17 protein-coding genes and 1 tRNA gene are annotated in these 18,728 nt (G+C 56.8%); 6 read left to right on the top strand and 12 right to left on the bottom strand.

All coding sequences use genetic code 11. The features are described 5' to 3' along the window. Positions 1–148: 148 nt before the first annotated feature. The gene (locus tag QZ869_RS10190) at positions 149–535 is read right to left on the bottom strand and encodes a MerR family DNA-binding transcriptional regulator (RefSeq protein ID WP_296018356.1); all 387 of its coding nucleotides are present in this window, start codon (positions 533–535) and stop codon (positions 149–151) included. Between the two features lie 63 nt (positions 536–598). Next, positions 599–1,972, bottom strand: coding sequence for a magnesium transporter (mgtE, locus tag QZ869_RS10185; RefSeq protein ID WP_296018424.1), 1,374 nt, complete (start codon positions 1,970–1,972; stop codon positions 599–601). A gap of 384 nt (positions 1,973–2,356) precedes the next feature. Here mgtE and QZ869_RS10180 point away from each other — a divergent pair, with 384 nt between their 5' ends. The 3 genes from QZ869_RS10180 to QZ869_RS10170 are packed head-to-tail and all read left to right on the top strand — an operon-like array spanning position 2,357 to position 5,498. Further along, positions 2,357–4,663 carry an FdhF/YdeP family oxidoreductase gene (locus tag QZ869_RS10180; protein WP_296104338.1) on the top strand — a complete coding sequence of 769 codons (2,307 nt, stop codon included), beginning with the start codon at positions 2,357–2,359 and terminating at the stop codon, positions 4,661–4,663. Beyond that, entirely contained in the window at positions 4,663–5,010 is a 348-nt protein-coding gene (locus QZ869_RS10175) for a hypothetical protein (RefSeq protein WP_296077289.1), read from the top strand. The genes QZ869_RS10180 and QZ869_RS10175 overlap by 1 nt, the downstream gene beginning before the upstream one ends. Next, positions 5,007–5,498: a peptide deformylase gene (locus tag QZ869_RS10170; RefSeq protein WP_296104336.1), complete on the top strand. Its 492-nt coding sequence runs from the start codon at positions 5,007–5,009 to the stop codon at positions 5,496–5,498. Before QZ869_RS10175 ends, QZ869_RS10170 begins: the two co-directional genes overlap by 4 nt. Before the next feature lie 28 nt (positions 5,499–5,526). Here the strand turns inward: QZ869_RS10170 and QZ869_RS10165 are convergent, their stop codons facing one another. Beyond that, complete coding sequence (locus QZ869_RS10165; RefSeq protein WP_296104333.1) at positions 5,527–5,949, bottom strand: OsmC family protein; 423 nt, start codon at positions 5,947–5,949, stop codon at positions 5,527–5,529. Between the two features lie 126 nt (positions 5,950–6,075). On the opposite strand from QZ869_RS10165, the gene QZ869_RS10160 reads away from it, so the two are divergent. Continuing rightward, positions 6,076–6,243: a Thivi_2564 family membrane protein gene (locus QZ869_RS10160; RefSeq protein WP_003502827.1), complete on the top strand. Its 168-nt coding sequence runs from the start codon at positions 6,076–6,078 to the stop codon at positions 6,241–6,243. Between the two features lie 186 nt (positions 6,244–6,429). On the opposite strand, the gene QZ869_RS10155 is transcribed toward QZ869_RS10160, so the two are convergent. The 5 genes from QZ869_RS10155 to pcsA form a co-directional block, all read right to left on the bottom strand. Next, positions 6,430–7,503, bottom strand: a complete 1,074-nt coding sequence (locus QZ869_RS10155) for a BMP family ABC transporter substrate-binding protein (protein ID WP_296104331.1) — start codon at positions 7,501–7,503, stop codon at positions 6,430–6,432. Between the two features lie 38 nt (positions 7,504–7,541). Further along, the gene (locus QZ869_RS10150) at positions 7,542–8,462 is read right to left on the bottom strand and encodes an ABC transporter permease (protein ID WP_296036690.1); all 921 of its coding nucleotides are present in this window, start codon (positions 8,460–8,462) and stop codon (positions 7,542–7,544) included. Continuing rightward, positions 8,462–9,550: an ABC transporter permease gene (locus QZ869_RS10145; RefSeq protein WP_296104329.1), complete on the bottom strand. Its 1,089-nt coding sequence runs from the start codon at positions 9,548–9,550 to the stop codon at positions 8,462–8,464. Before QZ869_RS10145 ends, QZ869_RS10150 begins: the two co-directional genes overlap by 1 nt. Continuing rightward, on the bottom strand, positions 9,540–11,117 hold the full coding sequence (locus tag QZ869_RS10140) for an ABC transporter ATP-binding protein (RefSeq protein WP_296104640.1): 1,578 nt from the start codon (positions 11,115–11,117) through the stop codon (positions 9,540–9,542). Before QZ869_RS10140 ends, QZ869_RS10145 begins: the two co-directional genes overlap by 11 nt. Before the next feature lie 180 nt (positions 11,118–11,297). Then, positions 11,298–12,029: a phosphatidylcholine synthase gene (pcsA, locus tag QZ869_RS10135; RefSeq protein WP_296018372.1), complete on the bottom strand. Its 732-nt coding sequence runs from the start codon at positions 12,027–12,029 to the stop codon at positions 11,298–11,300. A gap of 206 nt (positions 12,030–12,235) precedes the next feature. Here pcsA and QZ869_RS10130 point away from each other — a divergent pair, with 206 nt between their 5' ends. Continuing rightward, positions 12,236–13,450: a UbiH/UbiF family hydroxylase gene (locus QZ869_RS10130; RefSeq protein ID WP_296104325.1), complete on the top strand. Its 1,215-nt coding sequence runs from the start codon at positions 12,236–12,238 to the stop codon at positions 13,448–13,450. Here the strand turns inward: QZ869_RS10130 and QZ869_RS10125 are convergent. Next, positions 13,428–14,372, bottom strand: a complete 945-nt coding sequence (locus QZ869_RS10125; RefSeq protein WP_296104322.1) for an AEC family transporter — start codon at positions 14,370–14,372, stop codon at positions 13,428–13,430. The two genes, QZ869_RS10130 and QZ869_RS10125, sit on opposite strands and share 23 nt — an antisense overlap. A 35-nt stretch (positions 14,373–14,407) precedes the next feature. Beyond that, positions 14,408–15,154, bottom strand: coding sequence for a cytochrome c biogenesis CcdA family protein (locus tag QZ869_RS10120; protein WP_296036703.1), 747 nt, complete (start codon positions 15,152–15,154; stop codon positions 14,408–14,410). Between the two features lie 182 nt (positions 15,155–15,336). On the opposite strand from QZ869_RS10120, the gene QZ869_RS10115 reads away from it, so the two are divergent. Continuing rightward, positions 15,337–15,412: transfer RNA gene (locus tag QZ869_RS10115), tRNA-Lys, on the top strand. A 520-nt stretch (positions 15,413–15,932) separates the two neighbouring features. On the opposite strand, the gene QZ869_RS10110 is transcribed toward QZ869_RS10115, so the two are convergent. Then, positions 15,933–17,243, bottom strand: a complete 1,311-nt coding sequence (locus QZ869_RS10110; RefSeq protein ID WP_296104320.1) for a homoserine dehydrogenase — start codon at positions 17,241–17,243, stop codon at positions 15,933–15,935. Between the two features lie 65 nt (positions 17,244–17,308). Continuing rightward, a complete protein-coding gene (locus tag QZ869_RS10105) occupies positions 17,309–18,529 on the bottom strand; it encodes an LL-diaminopimelate aminotransferase (RefSeq protein WP_296104319.1) in 1,221 nt (406 codons plus the stop codon). Positions 18,530–18,728: the final 199 nt, after the last annotated feature.

The following is an 18,728-nucleotide window of genomic DNA, read 5'->3' as shown; positions in this document are numbered from 1 at the left end:
TAATCCTACGTGATAAAGGAACGGTAGGACTTAACGGTTCCATGGGTTCTTCGAGCGTGGTTATTGATTTATGAAAGAAAAATCCAAGCGCAGAAGCGGTTATGGTCGAACTTCGAGAAGATGAATCGTACATAAGACGCCGATTGATTTACGTCCCGACGCCAATTTCCGCGAGGCGCGTCAAGCATGCTTCTTCAACATTGTCCAACTCAACCAAAGTCTCGTCGATGTCACGACGCTTCTGGCGAAGGTCGGCACGCTTTTCGTCGACCTTTTTCATGAGAAGCTCGAGCTGACCGGACTCACCGGGGGGCTCCTTGTAGACCTGGATGATTTCGCGTATTTCCGCGATTGTAAAACCAATACGGCGGCCGCGAAGAATTTCCTGGATGAGCCTGCGATCGGCGGCACGAAACAAACGGGTGCGTCCACGGCGCTCGGGGTGGATCAATCCCTCGTCTTCGTAGAAACGAAGAGTACGGGTTGACACCCCGAATTCGCGAGTTAGTTCCGTGATGCTGTAATACTTATTCAAAGCGCTGTCCCATTCTGGCTGATGGACATTATGTTTGACCTGTACGTAAAAGTCAATTTTCCATCATGATCCGGATATGCCGAACCACCATGTCGCCAGTCCGAGGAACGAAAAGAATCCCACGATATCCGTGACCGCCGTTACGAAAACCGCAGACGAAACTGCCGGGTCGGCGCCGAACCTGTCCAGACAAAGGGGGATGAGGATGCCTGCCAGGGCCGCAGCAAGCATGTTGATCAACATGGCCGCGGCAATAATTCCACCGATATTCATATCGTGGAACCAGAGGCCGGCAATGATGCCGATGGCACAGCCGAAAAGCGCGCCGTTCAGCAAACCGACGCCAGCTTCACGGCGAATGATACGTGCGGCGTTATGGATATCGAGATTTTTGGTGGCGAGTGCCCGCACCGAAACGGTCATAGTCTGCGATCCGGCATTGCCGCCCATACCCGCCACGATCGGCATCAAGATTGCGAGTGCCACGATCTGCTGAATAGTGGCGTCGAAGAGTTCGATGACCGACGCTGCGAGGAATGCCGTCATCAAATTGATACCAAGCCACGGCACGCGCGAGCGTGACGTACTGGCGATGCTGTCGGACAATTCTTCATCACCGACGCCGCCCAGACGCAGTAAGTCTTCTTCCGCTTCCTCCTGAATGACGTCTACAACGTCATCGATGGTGAGCACGCCGACGAGACGGCCATTGCTATCCACGACAGCCGCAGACAAGAGGTCATACTGCTCGAAAAGCTGGGCGGCTTCTTCCTGGTCCATCTCCGCCGGTATGGGATGGTTCGTCTCGTGCATGATGGTTTCGATCTTCACCTGCCGCTTCGAACGCAGCAGCCGGTCTAGATCCATGACACCCACTAGCTTGAAGGTCGGATCGATGACGAAGATCTGTGAGAAGGATTCAGGTAGCTCCTCCTCCTCACGCAGATAGTCGATCGTCTGGCCGACCGTCCAGAAGGGCGGAACGGCAACGAACTCGGTCTGCATGCGGCGACCGGCGGAGCTTTCGGGATAGTCCAGCGCTCGCAGAAGCCGTACGCGTTCGGTGAAAGGCAGTTGCGAGAGGATGTCGTCACGATCCTCGCGGTCCAGATCCTCAAGAATATAGACGGCATCGTCCGAATCGAGCTCACCAATACCGGCGGCGATCTGCTCGTTCGGCATCTGCTCGACGATATCGAGACGGATCGCTTCGTCCACCTCGGTCAGCGCCGTCATGTCGAAGTCTGCGCCGAGCAGGCGCACCAGCGCGTGGCGCTGCTCGGGCTGGATCGATTCCAGCAGATCGCCCAGTTCGGATTCGTGCAGGCGGGCTACGTTCTCGCGCAGGAACAGCACGTCACGATCAGTGATCGCGGCGCCCACCATCGCCAGAAAATCCGACCGGATCGATCCATCTTCCGAATAGATGTCGGCCATCACTTCCGGTCGCTTGGCTTCTTCCGTTTTGGGATGATCGGTGTCGGCTTGTGTCAACTTGCGCCCCCTTCTTCCGGTCGATAGCCTGCTTTGCGAACGGGCTGGAGATTGTCGTTTAGAACAACAAAGTCAACAACCCATTAGGCAAGAAGTGGTTTCATCACCATCCTGTCGCCCTTCTGGCGAGCTACCGACAGCTCCGTGTCGTCAACGCACGAATATGATGTCGCCAATAGAAAAACGCAGCGCGCATCCATACCAGAGATCGAATTGATATATGTTAGGTAATCGCCTATCTAGACAGTTATGCTGCAGTGCAAACTAAGGATCGGGCAAGTCTGCTTTGATACCGATCGAGACAAAGCCTTCGAGGAGTGACGTTTCATGGGCAAGATGGATTTCATCGGCAAGCCCTCATCCGCGGCCGGCGGCTGGGGTGCGCTGAAAAGCGTTGGCAAGCGCTTGCTAGAATCCGGAGCACCTCTCTCCAACGCGAAGGCGCTCCTCAAGACCAATCAACCCGACGGTTTCGATTGCCCTGGCTGCGCCTGGGGTGACCCGGAACATGGCTCATCCTTCGAATTTTGCGAGAATGGCGTCAAGGCCGTTTCCTGGGAAGCCACGGAGGCGCGCGTCTCTCCCGAGTTTTTCGCCAAGCATACCATCTCCTCGCTGAGCCAGTGGTCGGATTACGAGCTGGAAAAACAAGGTCGTTTGACAAATCCCTTACGTTACGATCGCGCTTCCGATCGATACGTGCCAGTATCCTGGGACGATGCTTTCTGCGAGATCGGCACCATCCTGCGTCGCCTCGACAGTCCGGATCGTGCCGAATTCTATACGTCTGGTCGAGCGTCCAATGAAGCCGCCTTTCTCTATCAGTTGATGGTTCGTCTCTATGGCACCAACAACTTTCCGGACTGCTCCAATATGTGCCACGAGGCCAGCGGCGTTGGTTTGAAAGCCTCGATCGGCGTTGGCAAGGGCACGGTTCTTCTGGAAGATTTCGAAAAGACCGACGCGATCTTCGTCATCGGCCAGAATCCCGGTACCAACCATCCCCGCATGCTTGGCGATCTCAGACGCGCAGCCCTTCGCGGCGCACGCATCGCCGTATTCAATCCCATCAGAGAAAAGGGATTACAGCGTTTCAGCGACCCACAGGACAAGCTGGAGATGATCACTGGAGGCAATACAAAGATTGCCACAAACTATTACCAGCCCCGTCAGGGCGGCGACATGGCGGCCATTCGCGGGATCAGCAAGGTGGTTTTCGCGGCCGACGCGGCTGCGCGTGCGCAAGGCGAGCCGGCGATTATCGACTATGCCTTCATCGCCGACCATGCCGTGGAGTTCGAGGCCTATCGTGCGGCCGTTGAGGCGACGAGCTGGGACGCCATTCTTGACCAGTCAGGTCTGACGCGTGAGGAGATCGAGGAAGCCGCCGCCATCTACATGAATGCCGAATCGGTGATCGCCACATGGGCCATGGGCGTCACACAGCACAAGCATTCCGTGATCATCGTTCGCGAGATCACCAATCTCATGCTGCTGCGGGGCAATGTAGGTCGTCCCGGTGCCGGTCTCTGCCCGGTCCGCGGTCACTCCAATGTCCAGGGCGATCGCACGGTTGGTATCGATGAAAAGGCCCCTGCTGCACTCCTCGATGCGCTGGAAAAAGAGCTTGGAGTTGCGATGCCACGCAACCAGGGACACAACACGGTCGAGGCGATCAGCGCAATGCTTGATGGACGAGCCGAAGTCTTCATCGCGCTCGGCGGCAACTTCCTGCGTGCCACCCCTGACAGTCCGCGGATCGTCGAAGCCTTCAAAAAACAGAAGCTGACCGTCAATATCGCAACCAAGCTCAACCATTCCCATCTCGTGCCCGGAGAGACGTCCTTCATCCTGCCGTGCCTGGGACGTACGGAAATAGATCGCAACTCCAAGGGCTCACCGCAGATCGTAACCGTAGAGGATTCCATGAGCATGGTTCACGGCTCGGGTGGCATCAATGAGCCAGCCTCGCCGGCACTGCGCTCGGAAATCGCGATCGTTGCTGGAATTGCGGAGGCCACGCTCGGAAATGATCTCGTCAAGTGGAATGAGCTTGCCGATGATTACGACCTCATCCGGAACATGATCGAGCGGGTTATTCCTGGATTCGACGACTTCAACATGCGTGTCAGGGTGCCACGTGGTTTCCATTTGCCTAACTCTGCCGCTCAGAGAGAGTGGAATACGCCGCAACACAAAGCGGTCTTCTTTGCCGGTCCGCTACCCGAAAGGACGGATCATCAGGAGGCTCTGGCACAAAACGATATCTTCGTGTTGCAGACGTTGCGCAGTCATGACCAGTACAACACCACAATATATGGGCTGGACGACCGCTACCGCGGCGTCTATGGCGAGCGCCAGGTTCTTTTCATGAACCCGCAGGACATGGATAAAATTGGCGCGCAGGCCAAGCAACGGGTGGATATTGTGGGTGAGTATGGTGATGGCATCGAGCGTATTGCCCGAAACTTCCGTCTCGTACCGTACAATATTCCACAGGGAAGCGTGGGCGGGTACTACCCGGAGCTCAACGTGCTCGTGCCGTTGCACAGCTATGGCGAAGGCAGCTTCACGCCGACCTCCAAGTCGGTGCTGGTTTCGGTTCGTTTGCGCCAACAGGACGAGGCGGGTTGATGGAGAGAGACGAGGCCGCCACGCGCTTCATGGCGGTGGTGGACAGGCTGCTGAAGGCTGCCCACGGTGAATTGCAGCCGACAGGCGCAGCCATTCTCGCGGCAATAGACCAAGGCGTCGGCAGTGACAGCCGCAGCCTCGCAAACAGCCTTGGTATCGCCCATGCGCTTGTGCTGCGTGAGATCTCCACGCTTTCGGGTACCATGCTGCATGTTGTCAGGCGGGATGACCGGACACAAAGGACATTCGTGGAGTTGACGGTCCGAGCGCAGACCATCGCGCTTGCCGCATCGACCGCAGTCAATGAACATTCGGTTTCCAATTCCGCGCTCCCGGAGACGCCATGACCATTCGAAATATCGTTCGATACCCTGACCCTGCCCTCTCCAAGCCGTGTGAACCGGTAACGGCCTTCGGGCCTGATCTCGCAGCGCTTCAGCAGGATCTTGTCGATACCATGCGCGCAGCCCCAGGCGTGGGGATCACCGCGGCCCACATTGGTGTATTCGAACGGATCTTCGTATTGGAATTACAACCCGGAGCGATCCTGACTTACGTCAATCCCCAGATTACAAGCACGGTGACAAAGACGATGCGTCATGTCGAGGGAAGCGTTTCCATGCCTGGTTTTACCGAAGAACTGGAACGTCCCCAGCAGGTGACTATTCGGTTTCAGGATATGAACGGCGCTGAGCACGAAGAGACGGCTGAAGGTTTTCACGCCATCTGCATTCAGCATGAGATCGATCAGCTTGACGGTATTTTCTGGATAAGACGCCTGTCAAAACTCAAGCGCGATCGATTAATCCGCAAATGGGAGAAGGCACAGCGCTGACTGATGCCCGGCGCAGTCTTCGTCTACGTCAGGCAATATCCAGACGAAATTCTGCCTCACCGCGCAAGGTATTGCTGACGGTGCAAATTCTCTCCGCTTCATGCGCTATTGCCTGCTTGGTCTCCTCGTCGAAATTGCCGGTGATCGCAAGCCGCATGTCAAAACGCAGAATGCGCGCGGGTTCACCGTCGGACTTCTCACCGGTCACCTTTACCTCGACCGCCTGGAACCTGTCGAGAACACCCATGCGGCTTGCGGCGATGCGCGCACTCAAGACCAGACAGGCGGCAAGAGAGGAATAGAGCAGGTCGAGGGGATTAAAGCCCGGATCGGACGCCGCTGTGGCCACCGACAGATTTCCGCCGGTTGGCGTTTCAATCTGCGGATGGCCATTGCGACCTAGAAGCGCGACGGCGCCCACATCCCGCTTCTTCACCCGTAGCTCGCTCACGCCCGCACCCAATCTCCATTTCCCGCAAATTCATTTTGCACAATGGAACCAAATAATAAATTGCGGCTTTTACTCACGCAACGGTGATCGGGCCGTTAAACGAAATGGAAATAGGAGCTGGGACATATGGTTACCTCGACGCTAGTCAGCATTCTGATCACCTTTCTGGTCATCGTACTCGTGCTGTGGCTTATTGCTCGTCTGCCCGTCGGCGGCGGCGCAAAGCAGATCGCTCAGGTCATCGTGATCATCATCGGCATTATCTCGCTGCTGAAGTATCTCGCAGTCTTCTGATAACCGCCCTGTCTGACGCAACGCTTCAAGCGTGCGACACGGATCTGGAAAAGCCCGTCGTTCCATAGGCGGGCTTTTGCTTTTTTGGAAGGACGGGACGCTTGCTTTTGAGCGAAGTCGTGACTGCCTCATAGAAAAGGGCGCGCGAGTGAACCGCACGCCCTTTCCCAATCTAAGGCTTTAGACTTACTTCGGCAGCGTGTCGTCCACGCCTTCGACGTAGAAGTTCAGACCGAGCAGAACGCCGTCCTCAGCCTTCTCGCCAGCCTTCAACCACTCCGTACCATCCTGCTTCTTCACCGGACCGGTGAATGGATGCAGCTCGCCGGACTTGATCTTGGCTTCGGTTTCCTCGGCCATCTTCTTCACGTCATCCGGCATGTTTGTGTAAGGCGCCATCGTCAAGATGCCATCCTTCAGACCGTCCCAGACCGACTCGGACTTCCAGGTCCCATCGAGGAGCGCCTGTGTGCGCTTGATGTAGTAAGCGCCCCATGTATCCACGATCGCCGTAAGCTGGGTGTTAGGACCAGCCTTGATCATGTCAGATGCCTGACCGAAAGCCTTGATGCCGCGTTCTGCAGCTACCTGCATCGGTGCCGTGGTGTCCGTGTGCTGCGTCAGGATATCAACGCCCTGGTCGATCAAAGCCTTCGCCGCATCGGCTTCCTTGCCGGGGTCGAACCAGGTGTTTGCCCAGACGACCTTGACCTTGAAGTCGGGATTGACGGAGCGCGCACCCAGCAGGAAGGCGTCGATGCCCATCACAACTTCAGGAATCGGGAAGGAAGCAATGTAGCCCGCGACGCCCTTCTGCGACATCTTTGCAGCGATCTGGCCCTGAATATAACGGCCTTCGTAGAAGCGGGAGTTGTAGGTCGCGAGATTTGCTGCGGTCTTGAAGCCGGTTGCGTGTTCGAACTTCACCTTCGGGAATTTCTGGGCAACCTTGACGGTGGCATCCATGAAACCGAACGACGTGGTGAAGATAACCTCGCAGCCGGAACGAGCCATACGCTCGATTGCGCGCTCTGCATCCGGGCCCTCCGGAACGCTTTCGAGGAACGGCGTTTCGATCTTGTCGCCGAAATGCTTCTGCAGCTCCTGACGGCCGATATCATGCGCCTGCGTCCAGCCACCATCCGTGCGTGTACCGACATAGACGAAGCAGACCTTCTTGGCGTCGGCCGCTCGCGCGGCAGGCACGACGCCGATGATTGCCGCTGCGGACGCGGCCAGTGCGATAATGAGTCTTTTCATTTTTACCCCTGCTTGGTTTGGCATGACATTCGGATTTCTTAGCGATCCGGCACGAACGGTTTACCGAGCGATGCCGGTGTATTGATCAGCGTGGTGCGCCGATTATGGGAGATGATGATGAGCACGACAATAGTTGCTACATAAGGAAGCGCTGAAAGAAGTTGCGACGGTACACCGATACCGAAGGCCTGAGCGTGCAACTGGCCGATCGTGACCGCGCCGAACAGGTAGCCACCTGCCAAGACCCGCCACGGCCGCCACGATGCGAAGACGACAAGCGCCAGCGCAATCCACCCACGTCCGGCGGACATGTTCTCAACCCATTGCGGCGTGTAGACGAGCGAGAGCTGAGCACCAGCAAGACCCGCACACGCACCACCGAACATCACTGCGAGATAGCGCGTGCGGATGACGTTGATGCCGAGCGCATGGGCTGAAGAATGGCTGTCACCAATCGCCCGGATTTTCAGGCCGGTGCGGCTTTTGAACAGAAACCAGCTAATTCCGAAGACGAGTGCAAGCGACAGGTAGAAGATTAAATCCTGCCGGAAGAAAATCGGACCGATGAACGGAATGTCCGAAAGCACCGGAAAAACAATGTTAGGCAATTTGACCCCGGGAACACCAACGAAGCTTTCACCCAGCATGCCGGACACACCGAGCCCAAGAATGGTGAGCGCGAGGCCGGTTGCTACCTGGTTGGTGACAAGGGTCAGCGTCAGGAAGCCGAAGAGTAGCGAGAAAAGCGCTCCGGCGGCGATGCCAGCGAGAATACCGATATAGGGAGAGCCACTCATATGGGCTGCGGCGAAAGCACAGACCGCGCCGATGACAATCATGCCTTCGACGCCGAGGTTGAGGACGCCGGCACGCTCTGTAACGAGCTCGCCAAGCGCTGCGATAACCAAAGGCGTGGCCGCGGTAATAACCGTCAAAAGGATCGCCTGAAACATATCCATCATGCGGCTCCTTCACGGGCAGAGTTGCGCGCCCAGCGAATGCGAACTTTGTAAAGGATCAGCGTATCGCAGGACAGGACAAAGAAGAGCAGTAGCCCCTGGAATACGCGCACCACCTTGTCCGAGATCTGCAGCGACATCTGAACCGCCTCGCCGCCGAGATAGGTCAGCGAAAGAACGATACCGGAGGCGATGATGCCGAGCGGGTTCAAGCGCCCAAGAAAGGCGACGATGATGGCTGTGAAGCCGTAGCCCGGCGAAATGGAGGGTTGGAGGTGACCGATGGAACCGGAGACTTCCGATATGCCGGCAAGGCCTGCGAGTCCGCCGGAGAGAAGCAGCGAGAACCACACCATGCCGCGCGAGGAAAAGCCGGCAAAGCGCCCTGCCCGCGCCGACTGGCCAAGCACGGTAACCTCGAAACCCTTCAGCATGTAGCGCATCATAAACCAGAGCGCGACGGCCGCCACCAGCGCGAAGACGACACCCCAATGAGCGCGGCCGGAGTCCAGCAGTTCAGGTAGGACGGCGCTTTCGTTGAAAGGCTTTGTCTGTGGAAAATTGTAACCCTGTGGATCACGCCACGCACCACGCACCAGCCAGTCGAGAAAGAGCTGCGCGACATAGACCAGCATCAGGCTGGTCAGAATCTCATTGGTATTGAACCATGTCTTCAACAATGCCGGAATGCCAGCATAAAGAGCGCCACCTGCGGCTCCCATGATGAGCATCAGCGGCAGGATCATGGGCGACTGCCATTCAGGGTTCAGCACCGGCAGTATGGAGCCCGTGATCGCGCCGATTGTGAACTGCCCTTCGGCACCGATATTCCAGTTGTTTGAGCGGTAACAGATGGCAAGCCCGACGGCGATCAGGATCAAAGGTGCGGCCTTGACTGCCAGCTCATGCAGTGACCAGACTTCCAGCAAAGGCTCGATGAAGAAGCTGTAGAGCGCTCCGACAGGCTCTTTGCCGAGGGCGGCGAAAATGATGGCACCCACGACAAGCGTCAACACCAGTGCCAGCAGCGGAGACAGGATTGCAAAGACCTTGGAGACCCCTGCGCGTTTTTCAAGTTCAATGCGCATGAACGACCTGCTCCGTATGCCCTGCCTGCTCCATATTGCCTGCATGGACGCCGCCCATCAACAGACCGATTTTTTCGCGCGTCATGTCTTTTGCCGGGTAGGCATCGGATAGATGCCCATCAGAGATGACCGCAATGCTGGAGGCAACCTCGAAAATCTCGTCTAGATCCTGGCTGATGACAATGACCGCCGAGCCAGCTTTCGCCATATCCACCAAGGCCTGGCGAATGCGGCTGGCCGCACCTGCATCTACGCCCCATGTCGGCTGGTTGACGACGAGCACCGATGGCTGTCGATCAAGTTCGCGACCGACGATGAATTTCTGCAAGTTACCGCCAGAGAGCGAGCCAGCTAGAGGATCGTCCCCGCTTTTGCGCACATCCATTTTTTCGGAAATACGCTTGGCGGCGTTTTTGATTACCGAATGACGCACTACACTCAGGAAGCCGCCGCTCAGGAACGCCTTTCTATCGGAGCGACAGCGCGCCAGCAAAAGGTTATCGGACAGGCTCATATTGGGAACGGCAGCATGGCCGTGACGCTCTTCGGGAACGAAGCCAGCGCCAAGAAGACGGCGTCCACTGATGCCCATGCGACCAACCGGTTTGCCACGCAAAAAAATCGTATCGTCTTTAGCGACAGGATATTCGCCGGACAGGGCATCGAACAATTCGCCCTGCCCGTTGCCTGCGATCCCGGCAATTGCCAGGACCTCGCCCGCGCGGACCTTCATGGCGATGTTCTTCAGGGAGACGGCAAAGGGCGTACGGGCAGGAACGGACAGACCAATGATCTCAACCGCGACGTCACCGATGGTGCATTCATCGTCACGCTGAATGCCGGCGACATCGGAGCCCACCATCATCCGCGCCAGGGAGGCCGGAGTTTCCTGACGCGGGTCGCAAGCGCCTGTCACCTTGCCATGACGCAGAACCGTTGCGCGGTCGCAAATGCGCTGCACCTCTTCCAGACGATGGCTGATGTACAGCACCGAGCGTCCTTCGGCTTTCAGCTTCTCCAGCGTCTCAAACAGGCGGTCTGCCTCCTGCGGTGTCAAAACCGAGGTCGGCTCATCGAGAATGATGAGACGTGGGTTCTGCAACAAAGCGCGGACGATCTCGATACGCTGGCGCTCACCCACGGAAAGATCGGCCACATGCGCGTAAGGATCGAGCGGCAGGCCATAGGCCTTGGAAAGCGCTTCAGCTTCCCGGGCAATTTCCTTCAGCGAAATCTTAGGGTCGAGCGACAGCGCGATATTTTCGGCAACGGTCAGGGCTTCAAACAGCGAGAAGTGCTGGAACACCATGCCGATGCCAAGCTTGCGTGCGTCACCCGGCGATCCGATTCTAACGGAATTTCCATTCCAGACAATGTCGCCACTCGTCGGCTCCAGTACACCAAAGAGCATCTTGACCAGCGTTGATTTTCCGGCGCCATTTTCGCCGAGAAGAGCGTGTATTTCACCCGGCGCAATGTCTAGATCGATCGCATTGCATGCGGCAAATGTTCCAAACAGCTTGGTCAGCTGGCGCACGGACAAAAGAGGCATAGCCCCGGACGTCACCGATACCGTCACCTGTTCCCCTTTTCACCGGCCGCCGCACTTCTTCGAGCGCTTAACGACGAGATCGATACCTTTGCACTAAAATTGGGCACTGCCCTTTATTGGTACTAAATACCTTTTTTGGATCGCTATACAACTGAAAAAGACAGTCCGGTCCATGCTTTTAAACGACTGATTTTATCAGCGCGTCTTTGCGCCGAGCGAGGGTAGAAATTGCATGATCCCACCGATGCAGTAGAGGTAGATACCCGTCAGCACAACGCCAGCAATGAGCCAATCCGGCGACTGGAAATGCAGGAGCAGCGAGTATCCGCTCAGCACGCACCAGAGTAGGAAAACTGCCATGTTGAGCCATCGAAGGCGCTTCACTCTGACCGGGTGAAGGAAGTTGATCGGCAGGAAGGTGAGGACGACCGAAATGGTAACGATGATCATTGCGGTGGTGGCACTGGCATCGATGACAAAGAGCGTGAACACCACCATGTTCCAAACCACTGGGAAGCCCGAGAAGAAGTATTCATCGGTCTTCATCCCCATGTCGGCATAATAGATCGCGCTAGAAACCACGATCATGCCAGCAGCGACGAAGGACCAGGGCTCGCCGATCATGCCGCTCTGATAAAGAGCAAAGGCAGGAAGCAGCACGTAGGTAACGTAATCGATGATGTTATCCAGCGTGTCGCCGGACCAGTTGGGCAAAACTTCCTTGACCTGCACCTTTCGGGCAATCGGACCATCGATCCCATCCACGAGAAGTGCCAGACCAAGCCACCAAAACATGTCCACAAAGCGATGTTCGGCGGCAGCAACGACGCCCAGAAAAGCAAGGAACGAACCCGAGGCTGTCAGAATGTGAACGGAGAAGGCCCGAATTTCGGCATAAGGCACGCGTCTGTAGTTGAAAATCTTCATGACAGCGCAATGGCCCCGCTCTTATTCGTTCTTCCATCCGATATGCGACCATTCACCGCTCTTTGCAACCGTGCGAGAATGCTTATCCTCGAACTTAACGAGCGTGTTGCCGCATGGCCATGCCGAACTGACGGCAGATGGCTTCTGGATTTGGCGAAACAAAGACACTATGTTTTGAGCCCCGACTGCAGGAGTGGAATAGGACGATGAAGAACTTCGAGGTTGCCGTTGTCGGTGCTGGACTTGCAGGACAAATCGCCGCTCTTGCCATTGCGCGCGCTGGCCGAAACGTTGCGCTTGTAGCGCCGCAATCCGACCGGACCGATCGTCGCACGACGGCCCTCATGGATCAGTCCATCCGCTTTCTCGACCGGCTCGGTGTTTGGACAAAAATCGAACCGTCCGCTGCACGACTCGCGACGATGCAGATCATCGATGGGACAGATCGATTGCTGCGCGCGCCCACTGTGGCATTCCGTTCGTCCGAAATCGGACTGGCAGCCTTTGGCTGGAACATGCCGAATGCCGCACTGCTTAGCGTGCTTTCAGATGCAGTCGCGCAGGAGAACAACATCACGCTTATCGATGCCTCTGTCGATACGGTGGAGGTCGGCCCTCACGACGTCTCACTGATGCTGTCCAATGGCGCTGCAATCTCGAGCAGCTTTGTTATCGGCGCAGACGGTAGAAACTCCAAGGTTCGCGAAGCGGCAGGAATTGGCGTGCGAAGCTGGTTCTACCCGCAGACCGCTGTGGTACTCAATTTCTCGCACACCAGGCCGCACGGCAATATCTCAACCGAGTTCCACACCTCCACCGGTCCATTCACCCAGGTTCCGCTGCCCGGCGATCGGTCCAGCCTTGTCTGGGTCGTCAAACCAGAGCAGGCAGCGGAGCTCGCAGCACTGCCGTTGGAGGCGTTAAGTGCGCGGGTCGAAGAGCGTATGCAATCGATGCTGGGTACGGTCTCGGTTGAAGAAGGCACGCAAACATGGCCGCTTTCCAGCATGACCGCCCGCTCTTTCGGCAAGGGACGCGTCGCGCTCGTCGGTGAGGCTGGTCACGGCTTCCCGCCAATTGGCGCACAGGGCCTTAATCTAAGCCTTCGCGACATCATCGTCTTGACCGACATGCTGGGCACATTGACGGGTGGTGTGATACCCGCGGATGCGGGCACCACATTCGATCGCCGCCGCCGTGCGGATGTGTTCAGCCGCACACTCAGTGTCGATCTCCTCAATCGGTCGCTCCTTTCCGGCATGTTGCCCATGCAGATGGCCCGTGCGGCAGGTCTGCATGTTCTCGGAAATGTCGGGCCACTGCGTGGTCTGGTGATGCGCGAGGGCATCGAACCTGGCCGTGGTATCAAGGCGTTGCCCTCCCTGATCGTCGGTAGCCTTAGACGCTCGTTGCGCGAATAAGATAAAGCACGAGCGTAACCGTGAACACTGAAAGCACTGTGGAGATGAGGATCGTCGCAGATGCCCGCTCCTGCCAGACCTGGTAGTGCTGGCCGATGACGAAGACATTTGTTGCTGTCGGCAGGGCCGCCAGGAGAACGGCTGTCGATACCCATACTGGATCGAAGTTTCCGAAGGACGACATCAGGACATAAGCCAGCAGCGGATGAATCAGCAGCTTTGCCGGGACAATGTAGCTGATCTCCATCGGAACACGCTTCAAGGGTCGCAGGGCCAGCGTCACCCCCATTGCAAACAGCGCACAGGGTGCCGCCGACTGCGCCAGATAATCCACCAGTTGCTGCACGTGTGGAGGCGGCTGCCAGGCAAGAACGGCAGCCAGGAAGCCGACGATGACGGACAGAATGAAGGGATGCGTCAACACTTTGCGGGCTACGTCGCCGGCGAGTTTCAAGCCTGATCGCCTGTCACCGCCGGCGATCGCCATAAGTGCTGGTGCCGCAATGAAATGTGCTGCATTTTCCAGACAGACGATCAGAGCGACGGGAACAGCCGCGCGCTCACCGAGCGCCAGGAGCGCCAGCCCTGGGCCCATATAGCCGATATTGCCATAGGCCCCTGCAAAGCTCTGGATGGTGCAGTCGGCAAAACTGTTGCGGCGTACAAAGTAGCCGATGAGAAAAAGGCCAAGGAAGATCGTATAGGTCGCAGCCAGGCTCAGCGCGACGAAATCCATCCGCGCAAGTTGATCAACCGGAGTTCTGGCGACGAGCTTGAAAAAGAGCGCGGGCAGTGCCGCATAAATGATGAATGTGTTCAGCCAGCCGAGCGCTTCGGCAGGCTGTCGCGTTATGCGTGCCGCCACGTAGCCGATGAGAATCAGCCCGAAAAACGGAAACAACAATCCGGCGATTTCAGCCATGGCCCCCTCGCCGCGATTTTTTGTGTTGGTTGAACCTAGCCGATTTTCATCAGTATTGGGAAGCTCTCCTGAAACCAGATCGCGACACTGGTAATGAAACCGGACATGAAGGCGATGCCAGTGAGCACAAGCAGCACGCCCATGATTCTTTCGACCAGGCCCAGATGGCGGCGGAAGCGGGCAAGAAAACGCATGAAACTGCCCGAAAAAGCAGCCGCGATCCAGAACGGTATCGCAAGACCTGCCGAATAAATCGCAAGCAGCATAGCACCCTCGCCCACGGTCTGTTTTGCAGCGGCGACCCCCAGAATGGCTCCGAGCACGGGGCCGATGCAGGGTGTCCACCCAAAGGCAAAGGCAAGTCCCATAAGATAGGCGCCGGAAAGCGTGGCAGGCTTACCACCGCTCTGGAAACGCGCTTCACGTGAGAACACGCCGATGCGGAAAACGCCGAGGAAATTCAGACCCATCAGGATGATGATGAGACCGCCTATCTTGGCAAGGATATCGAGATTTTGACGCAGTACCATCCCGATCGTGGAGGCGCCGGCGCCAAGTGCTACAAAAACGGTTGAGAATCCCAGCGTGAAGAACAGCGCTGCTAGCAGCACTGCTTTGCGCACCTGCGGCTTCGCCTCAAAGCGCTCGTCCTTGAACTGCTCCACCGAGATACCCGCCATGTAGCAAAGGTACGGCGGAACCAAAGGCAGTACACAAGGAGACAGAAACGAAAGGGCTCCAGCAAAAAGCGCGGTGAGAAGGGATATATCGGCAATGGACAATGCGGCACTCCGGACGGTTCACGACGCCTTGTAGCGCCACCAAACCTTTGCCACCAATCACCTTTTTGCGGTTGCGGCAAAAAAACGCGGAAAGATGAGATAATCCTGTTTTTATGGGTTGACCGCAAACGTGCCTCTACATATGTTCCGCCCACTTCCGAAGGGCGGTTCGCCCCACAAGGGAGAGCGTAGCTCAGCCGGTAGAGCAACTGACTTTTAATCAGTAGGTCCAGGGTTCGAATCCCTGCGCTCTCACCACCACAATCAAGCATTTACTGGCGTACACTCTAGTTAGCATTCTAAGCACTGCTATAGTTGCGGTTGCAATTCGGAGCATACTGTCGGGATGGACATATGGTGCGTCTGCACATTCATTACCGAGTAAGTCAGATATCTTACTTCCAGTGAAATACACCTATTGCGTGTTTATGACGGTATTTTTACAATCCAGGTTTTTGGGCCTTACATCGAATTCTGTCTACGTGTTGGGGATTCGCGATCAAAGTCCGACTTCCCTCCGAGCGCTTCTTCTTTTCCCGTCTCTTCCGCATGGCAGACTGCCCAACACCTGCCGAAAATAGTTTTGCGGCTGCGGCGGAGGAAAAATCCGCCTATGCCCGCCCCGTGCCGATCGATGTCGCCTCGCACACGAGGCAGCTTCGACAAAAAAGCCCAGTTGCTTTCGCAACAGGGCCATCTTGTCTTTTGAAATTGCATTCCGCCAATAGACATCGTGAAAGCGCGCGGTGATCTGCGGGAATGGCCGCATGTGGGACGATCAGGTGCGTTCGATGCGAATAACCTGCGGCTCGCTGACCAGATATTTCTCGCTCTTGATCGCTTTCACAGCCTTGCGGATCGCGTCTTCCATCGTCGCATGTGTCACGAGGATGATCGTCTGTGCTTTTTCTTCCGTTGGCACTTGAGAGCGTTGAACAATCGATTCCAGCGAGATGTTGTTCTCGGCCATCCGCGTGGCGATAGAAGCGAAGACACCCGCCTTATCCTTCACCGTCAAGCGAATGAAGTAGCCGCCCTCGTGGCTCTTCATCTTGGCGCGACGATAATCCGTCAGTGACTTGGCCGGACGGCCAAGGACCGGAACTTGCTGGGCGCCGGGACGACTCTTGGCGATATCCGCGACATCACCGAGCACGGCCGATGCAGTGGCGTTGCCGCCGGCGCCTGGGCCGACCATAAGCAACTCACCCAAGATATCGGATTCCACCGCCACAGCATTGGTCACGCCATCGACCTGCGCGATGACGGAATCGAGTGGCACCATGGTCGGATGCACGCGCTGTTCGATGCCCGACTCAGTGAGTTGTGCAACGCCGAGAAGCTTGATGCGATAACCGAGATCCGCGGCAGCTTGGATATCCTCAATCGAGATATTGGTGATGCCTTCGAGATAGATATCGTCGGCTGCAATCTTGGAGCCGAAAGCAAGCGTCGTCAAAATCGCAAGCTTATGCGCGGTGTCGTTGCCCTCGATATCGAAAGCAGGATCGGCCTCCGCATAGCCTAGACGCTGTGCTTCCTTGAGGCAGGCCTCGAAGGACAGGCCCTCCTTCTCCATCTTCGTCAAGATGTAATTGCATGTGCCATTCATGATGCCGTAGATGCGCGACACGTGGTTGCCGGTCAGCGATTCACGCAGCGCCTTGATGATCGGAATGCCCCCAGCAACAGCTGCTTCGAAGTTGAGCAAAGCGCCCTTTTCTTCTGCAAGCTTTGCGAGCTCCACACCGTGCTTTGCCAGCAGAGCCTTATTGGCTGTCACCACGTGGAGACCACGAGACAGAGCTGCACGTACGGCATCTTCCGCAGCACCGGACGCGCCGCCAACGAGTTCGACGAAAACGTCGATATCAGCCTTCTCTGCTAGTTCTTCCGGCGTGTCGAACCAGGTAATAGCCGACAGATCAATACCGCGATCGCGCGAACGGTCACGTGCGGAAACGGCAATAATCTCAATTGCGCGTCCGCAGGTAATCGCAAGTTCGTTGCTTCTCTGCTGGAGGATGCGCACGAGCGAAGAGCCGACAGTGCCGAGTCCCGCTATGCCGATTCTCAATGAATCTGCCATGGGTATGTTCCTGATTTGCTTTAATGAAAGAGGCGGCCGGAACCGGCCACCTTGGCGGGTTGCCCTTATCTATGGGCGTTAAGCGAGACGACGTTGTGCAACGTATCGTCCGCGGTCGACAGAAAACGCTTCAGATTGCGCGCGGCCTGACGAATTCTGTGCTCGTTCTCTACAAGCGCGAGGCGAACGTAGTCGTCGCCCATTTCACCAAAGCCAACACCCGGAGCAACCGCAATGTCAGCCTTCTCGATCAGGAGCTTGGAAAAATCAAGCGAGCCGAGGTGGCGGAATTTCTCCGGGATTTTCGCCCAGGCGAACATGGTGGCAGCCGGTGGCGGAACTTCGAAACCGGCCTTGCCAAACGTATCGACCATCACGTCGCGACGGCGGCGATAGACGTTACGCACTTCCGCGATATCGGAGCCATCCCCGTTCAGAGCGTGCGTGGCCGCAACCTGGATTGGCGTGAATGCGCCGTAATCAAGATAGGACTTCACGCGCGTCAGTGCAGCGATCAGCCGTTCGTTGCCGACGGCAAAGCCCATGCGCCAGCCAGGCATCGAGAAAGTCTTCGACATGGAGGTGAACTCCACCGACACATCCATGGCGCCTGGAACTTCCAGGACTGATGGCGGCGGGTTCTTTTCGTCGAAATAGATTTCCGAATAGGCCAGGTCGGACAACACGATCAGATCATGCTTCTTTGCAAAAGCGATGACGTCCTTATAGAAATCCAGAGAGGCCACATGTGCCGTCGGGTTGGACGGGTAGTTGATGATGAGTGCCAGCGGCTTCGGGATCGAATGGCGCACAGCGCGCTCAAGTGGGCCGAAAAAAGTTTCATCCGGCTCGACGTTCATCGAACGAATGACGCCACCTGCCATCAGGAAACCGAAAGCGTGGATTGGATATGTCGGGTTCGGACACAGGATCACGTCACCCGGCGCGGTGATGGCCTGCGCCATGTTGGCAAAGCCTTCCTTTGAACCGAGCGTTGCGACAACTTGCGTATCCGGGTTCAGCTTCACACCGAAGCGGCGAGCATAGTAAGCGGCCTGGGCGCGGCGAAGACCCGGAATACCCTTGGAGGACGAGTAACGATGGGTGCGTGGATCCTGGACGACTTCACAGAGCTTGTCGACGATCGCCTTTGGGGTCGGCAGATCCGGGTTGCCCATGCCAAGGTCGATAATATCGGCGCCACCCGCTCGTGCGCTCGCTTTCAAACGGTTGACCTGTTCGAAAACGTATTGCGGCAGACGCTTGACCTTGTGAAACTCTTCCATCTCTTTCCTCATGGAAATGGACCGGATTGTCCGGTCCACACTAGCGTTCGTTTTTTGGTTTTAAACATAAGCCGACACGAACAAATCGGACCCATGCTGTTCATTGTAGCGCAAGCGGTGGAAAACACGAATTGGTTTTCCCGATACGCCACGCCTGTACTGGCGTTGCGCCGGAACGAGTGTGGTGACACCTGCTTGT

The sequence above is a fragment of the uncultured Agrobacterium sp. genome, assembly GCF_913777885.1.
Taxonomy (GTDB): Bacteria; Pseudomonadota; Alphaproteobacteria; order Rhizobiales; family Rhizobiaceae; genus Agrobacterium.
Note: the sequence above shows the minus strand (reverse complement) of the source record. Positions and strands in the feature narration are given on the sequence as shown.

Bases quoted from the DNA above. Each gene is read 5' to 3' on its own strand.
- mgtE (WP_296018424.1), bottom strand. From the start codon at position 1,972: ATGGCCGACATCTATTCGGAAGATGGATCGATCCGGTCGGATTTTCTG.
- QZ869_RS10180 (WP_296104338.1), top strand. From the start codon at position 2,357: ATGGGCAAGATGGATTTCATCGGCAAGCCCTCATCCGCGGCCGGCGGC.
- QZ869_RS10175 (WP_296077289.1), top strand. From the start codon at position 4,663: ATGGAGAGAGACGAGGCCGCCACGCGCTTCATGGCGGTGGTGGACAGG.
- QZ869_RS10170 (WP_296104336.1), top strand. From the start codon at position 5,007: ATGACCATTCGAAATATCGTTCGATACCCTGACCCTGCCCTCTCCAAG.
- QZ869_RS10160 (WP_003502827.1), top strand. From the start codon at position 6,076: ATGGTTACCTCGACGCTAGTCAGCATTCTGATCACCTTTCTGGTCATC.
- QZ869_RS10155 (WP_296104331.1), bottom strand. From the start codon at position 7,503: ATGAAAAGACTCATTATCGCACTGGCCGCGTCCGCAGCGGCAATCATC.
- QZ869_RS10150 (WP_296036690.1), bottom strand. From the start codon at position 8,462: ATGGATATGTTTCAGGCGATCCTTTTGACGGTTATTACCGCGGCCACG.
- QZ869_RS10145 (WP_296104329.1), bottom strand. From the start codon at position 9,550: ATGCGCATTGAACTTGAAAAACGCGCAGGGGTCTCCAAGGTCTTTGCA.
- pcsA (WP_296018372.1), bottom strand. From the start codon at position 12,029: ATGAAGATTTTCAACTACAGACGCGTGCCTTATGCCGAAATTCGGGCC.
- QZ869_RS10130 (WP_296104325.1), top strand. From the start codon at position 12,236: ATGAAGAACTTCGAGGTTGCCGTTGTCGGTGCTGGACTTGCAGGACAA.
- QZ869_RS10125 (WP_296104322.1), bottom strand. From the start codon at position 14,372: ATGGCTGAAATCGCCGGATTGTTGTTTCCGTTTTTCGGGCTGATTCTC.
- QZ869_RS10110 (WP_296104320.1), bottom strand. From the start codon at position 17,243: ATGGCAGATTCATTGAGAATCGGCATAGCGGGACTCGGCACTGTCGGC.
- QZ869_RS10105 (WP_296104319.1), bottom strand. From the start codon at position 18,529: ATGGAAGAGTTTCACAAGGTCAAGCGTCTGCCGCAATACGTTTTCGAA.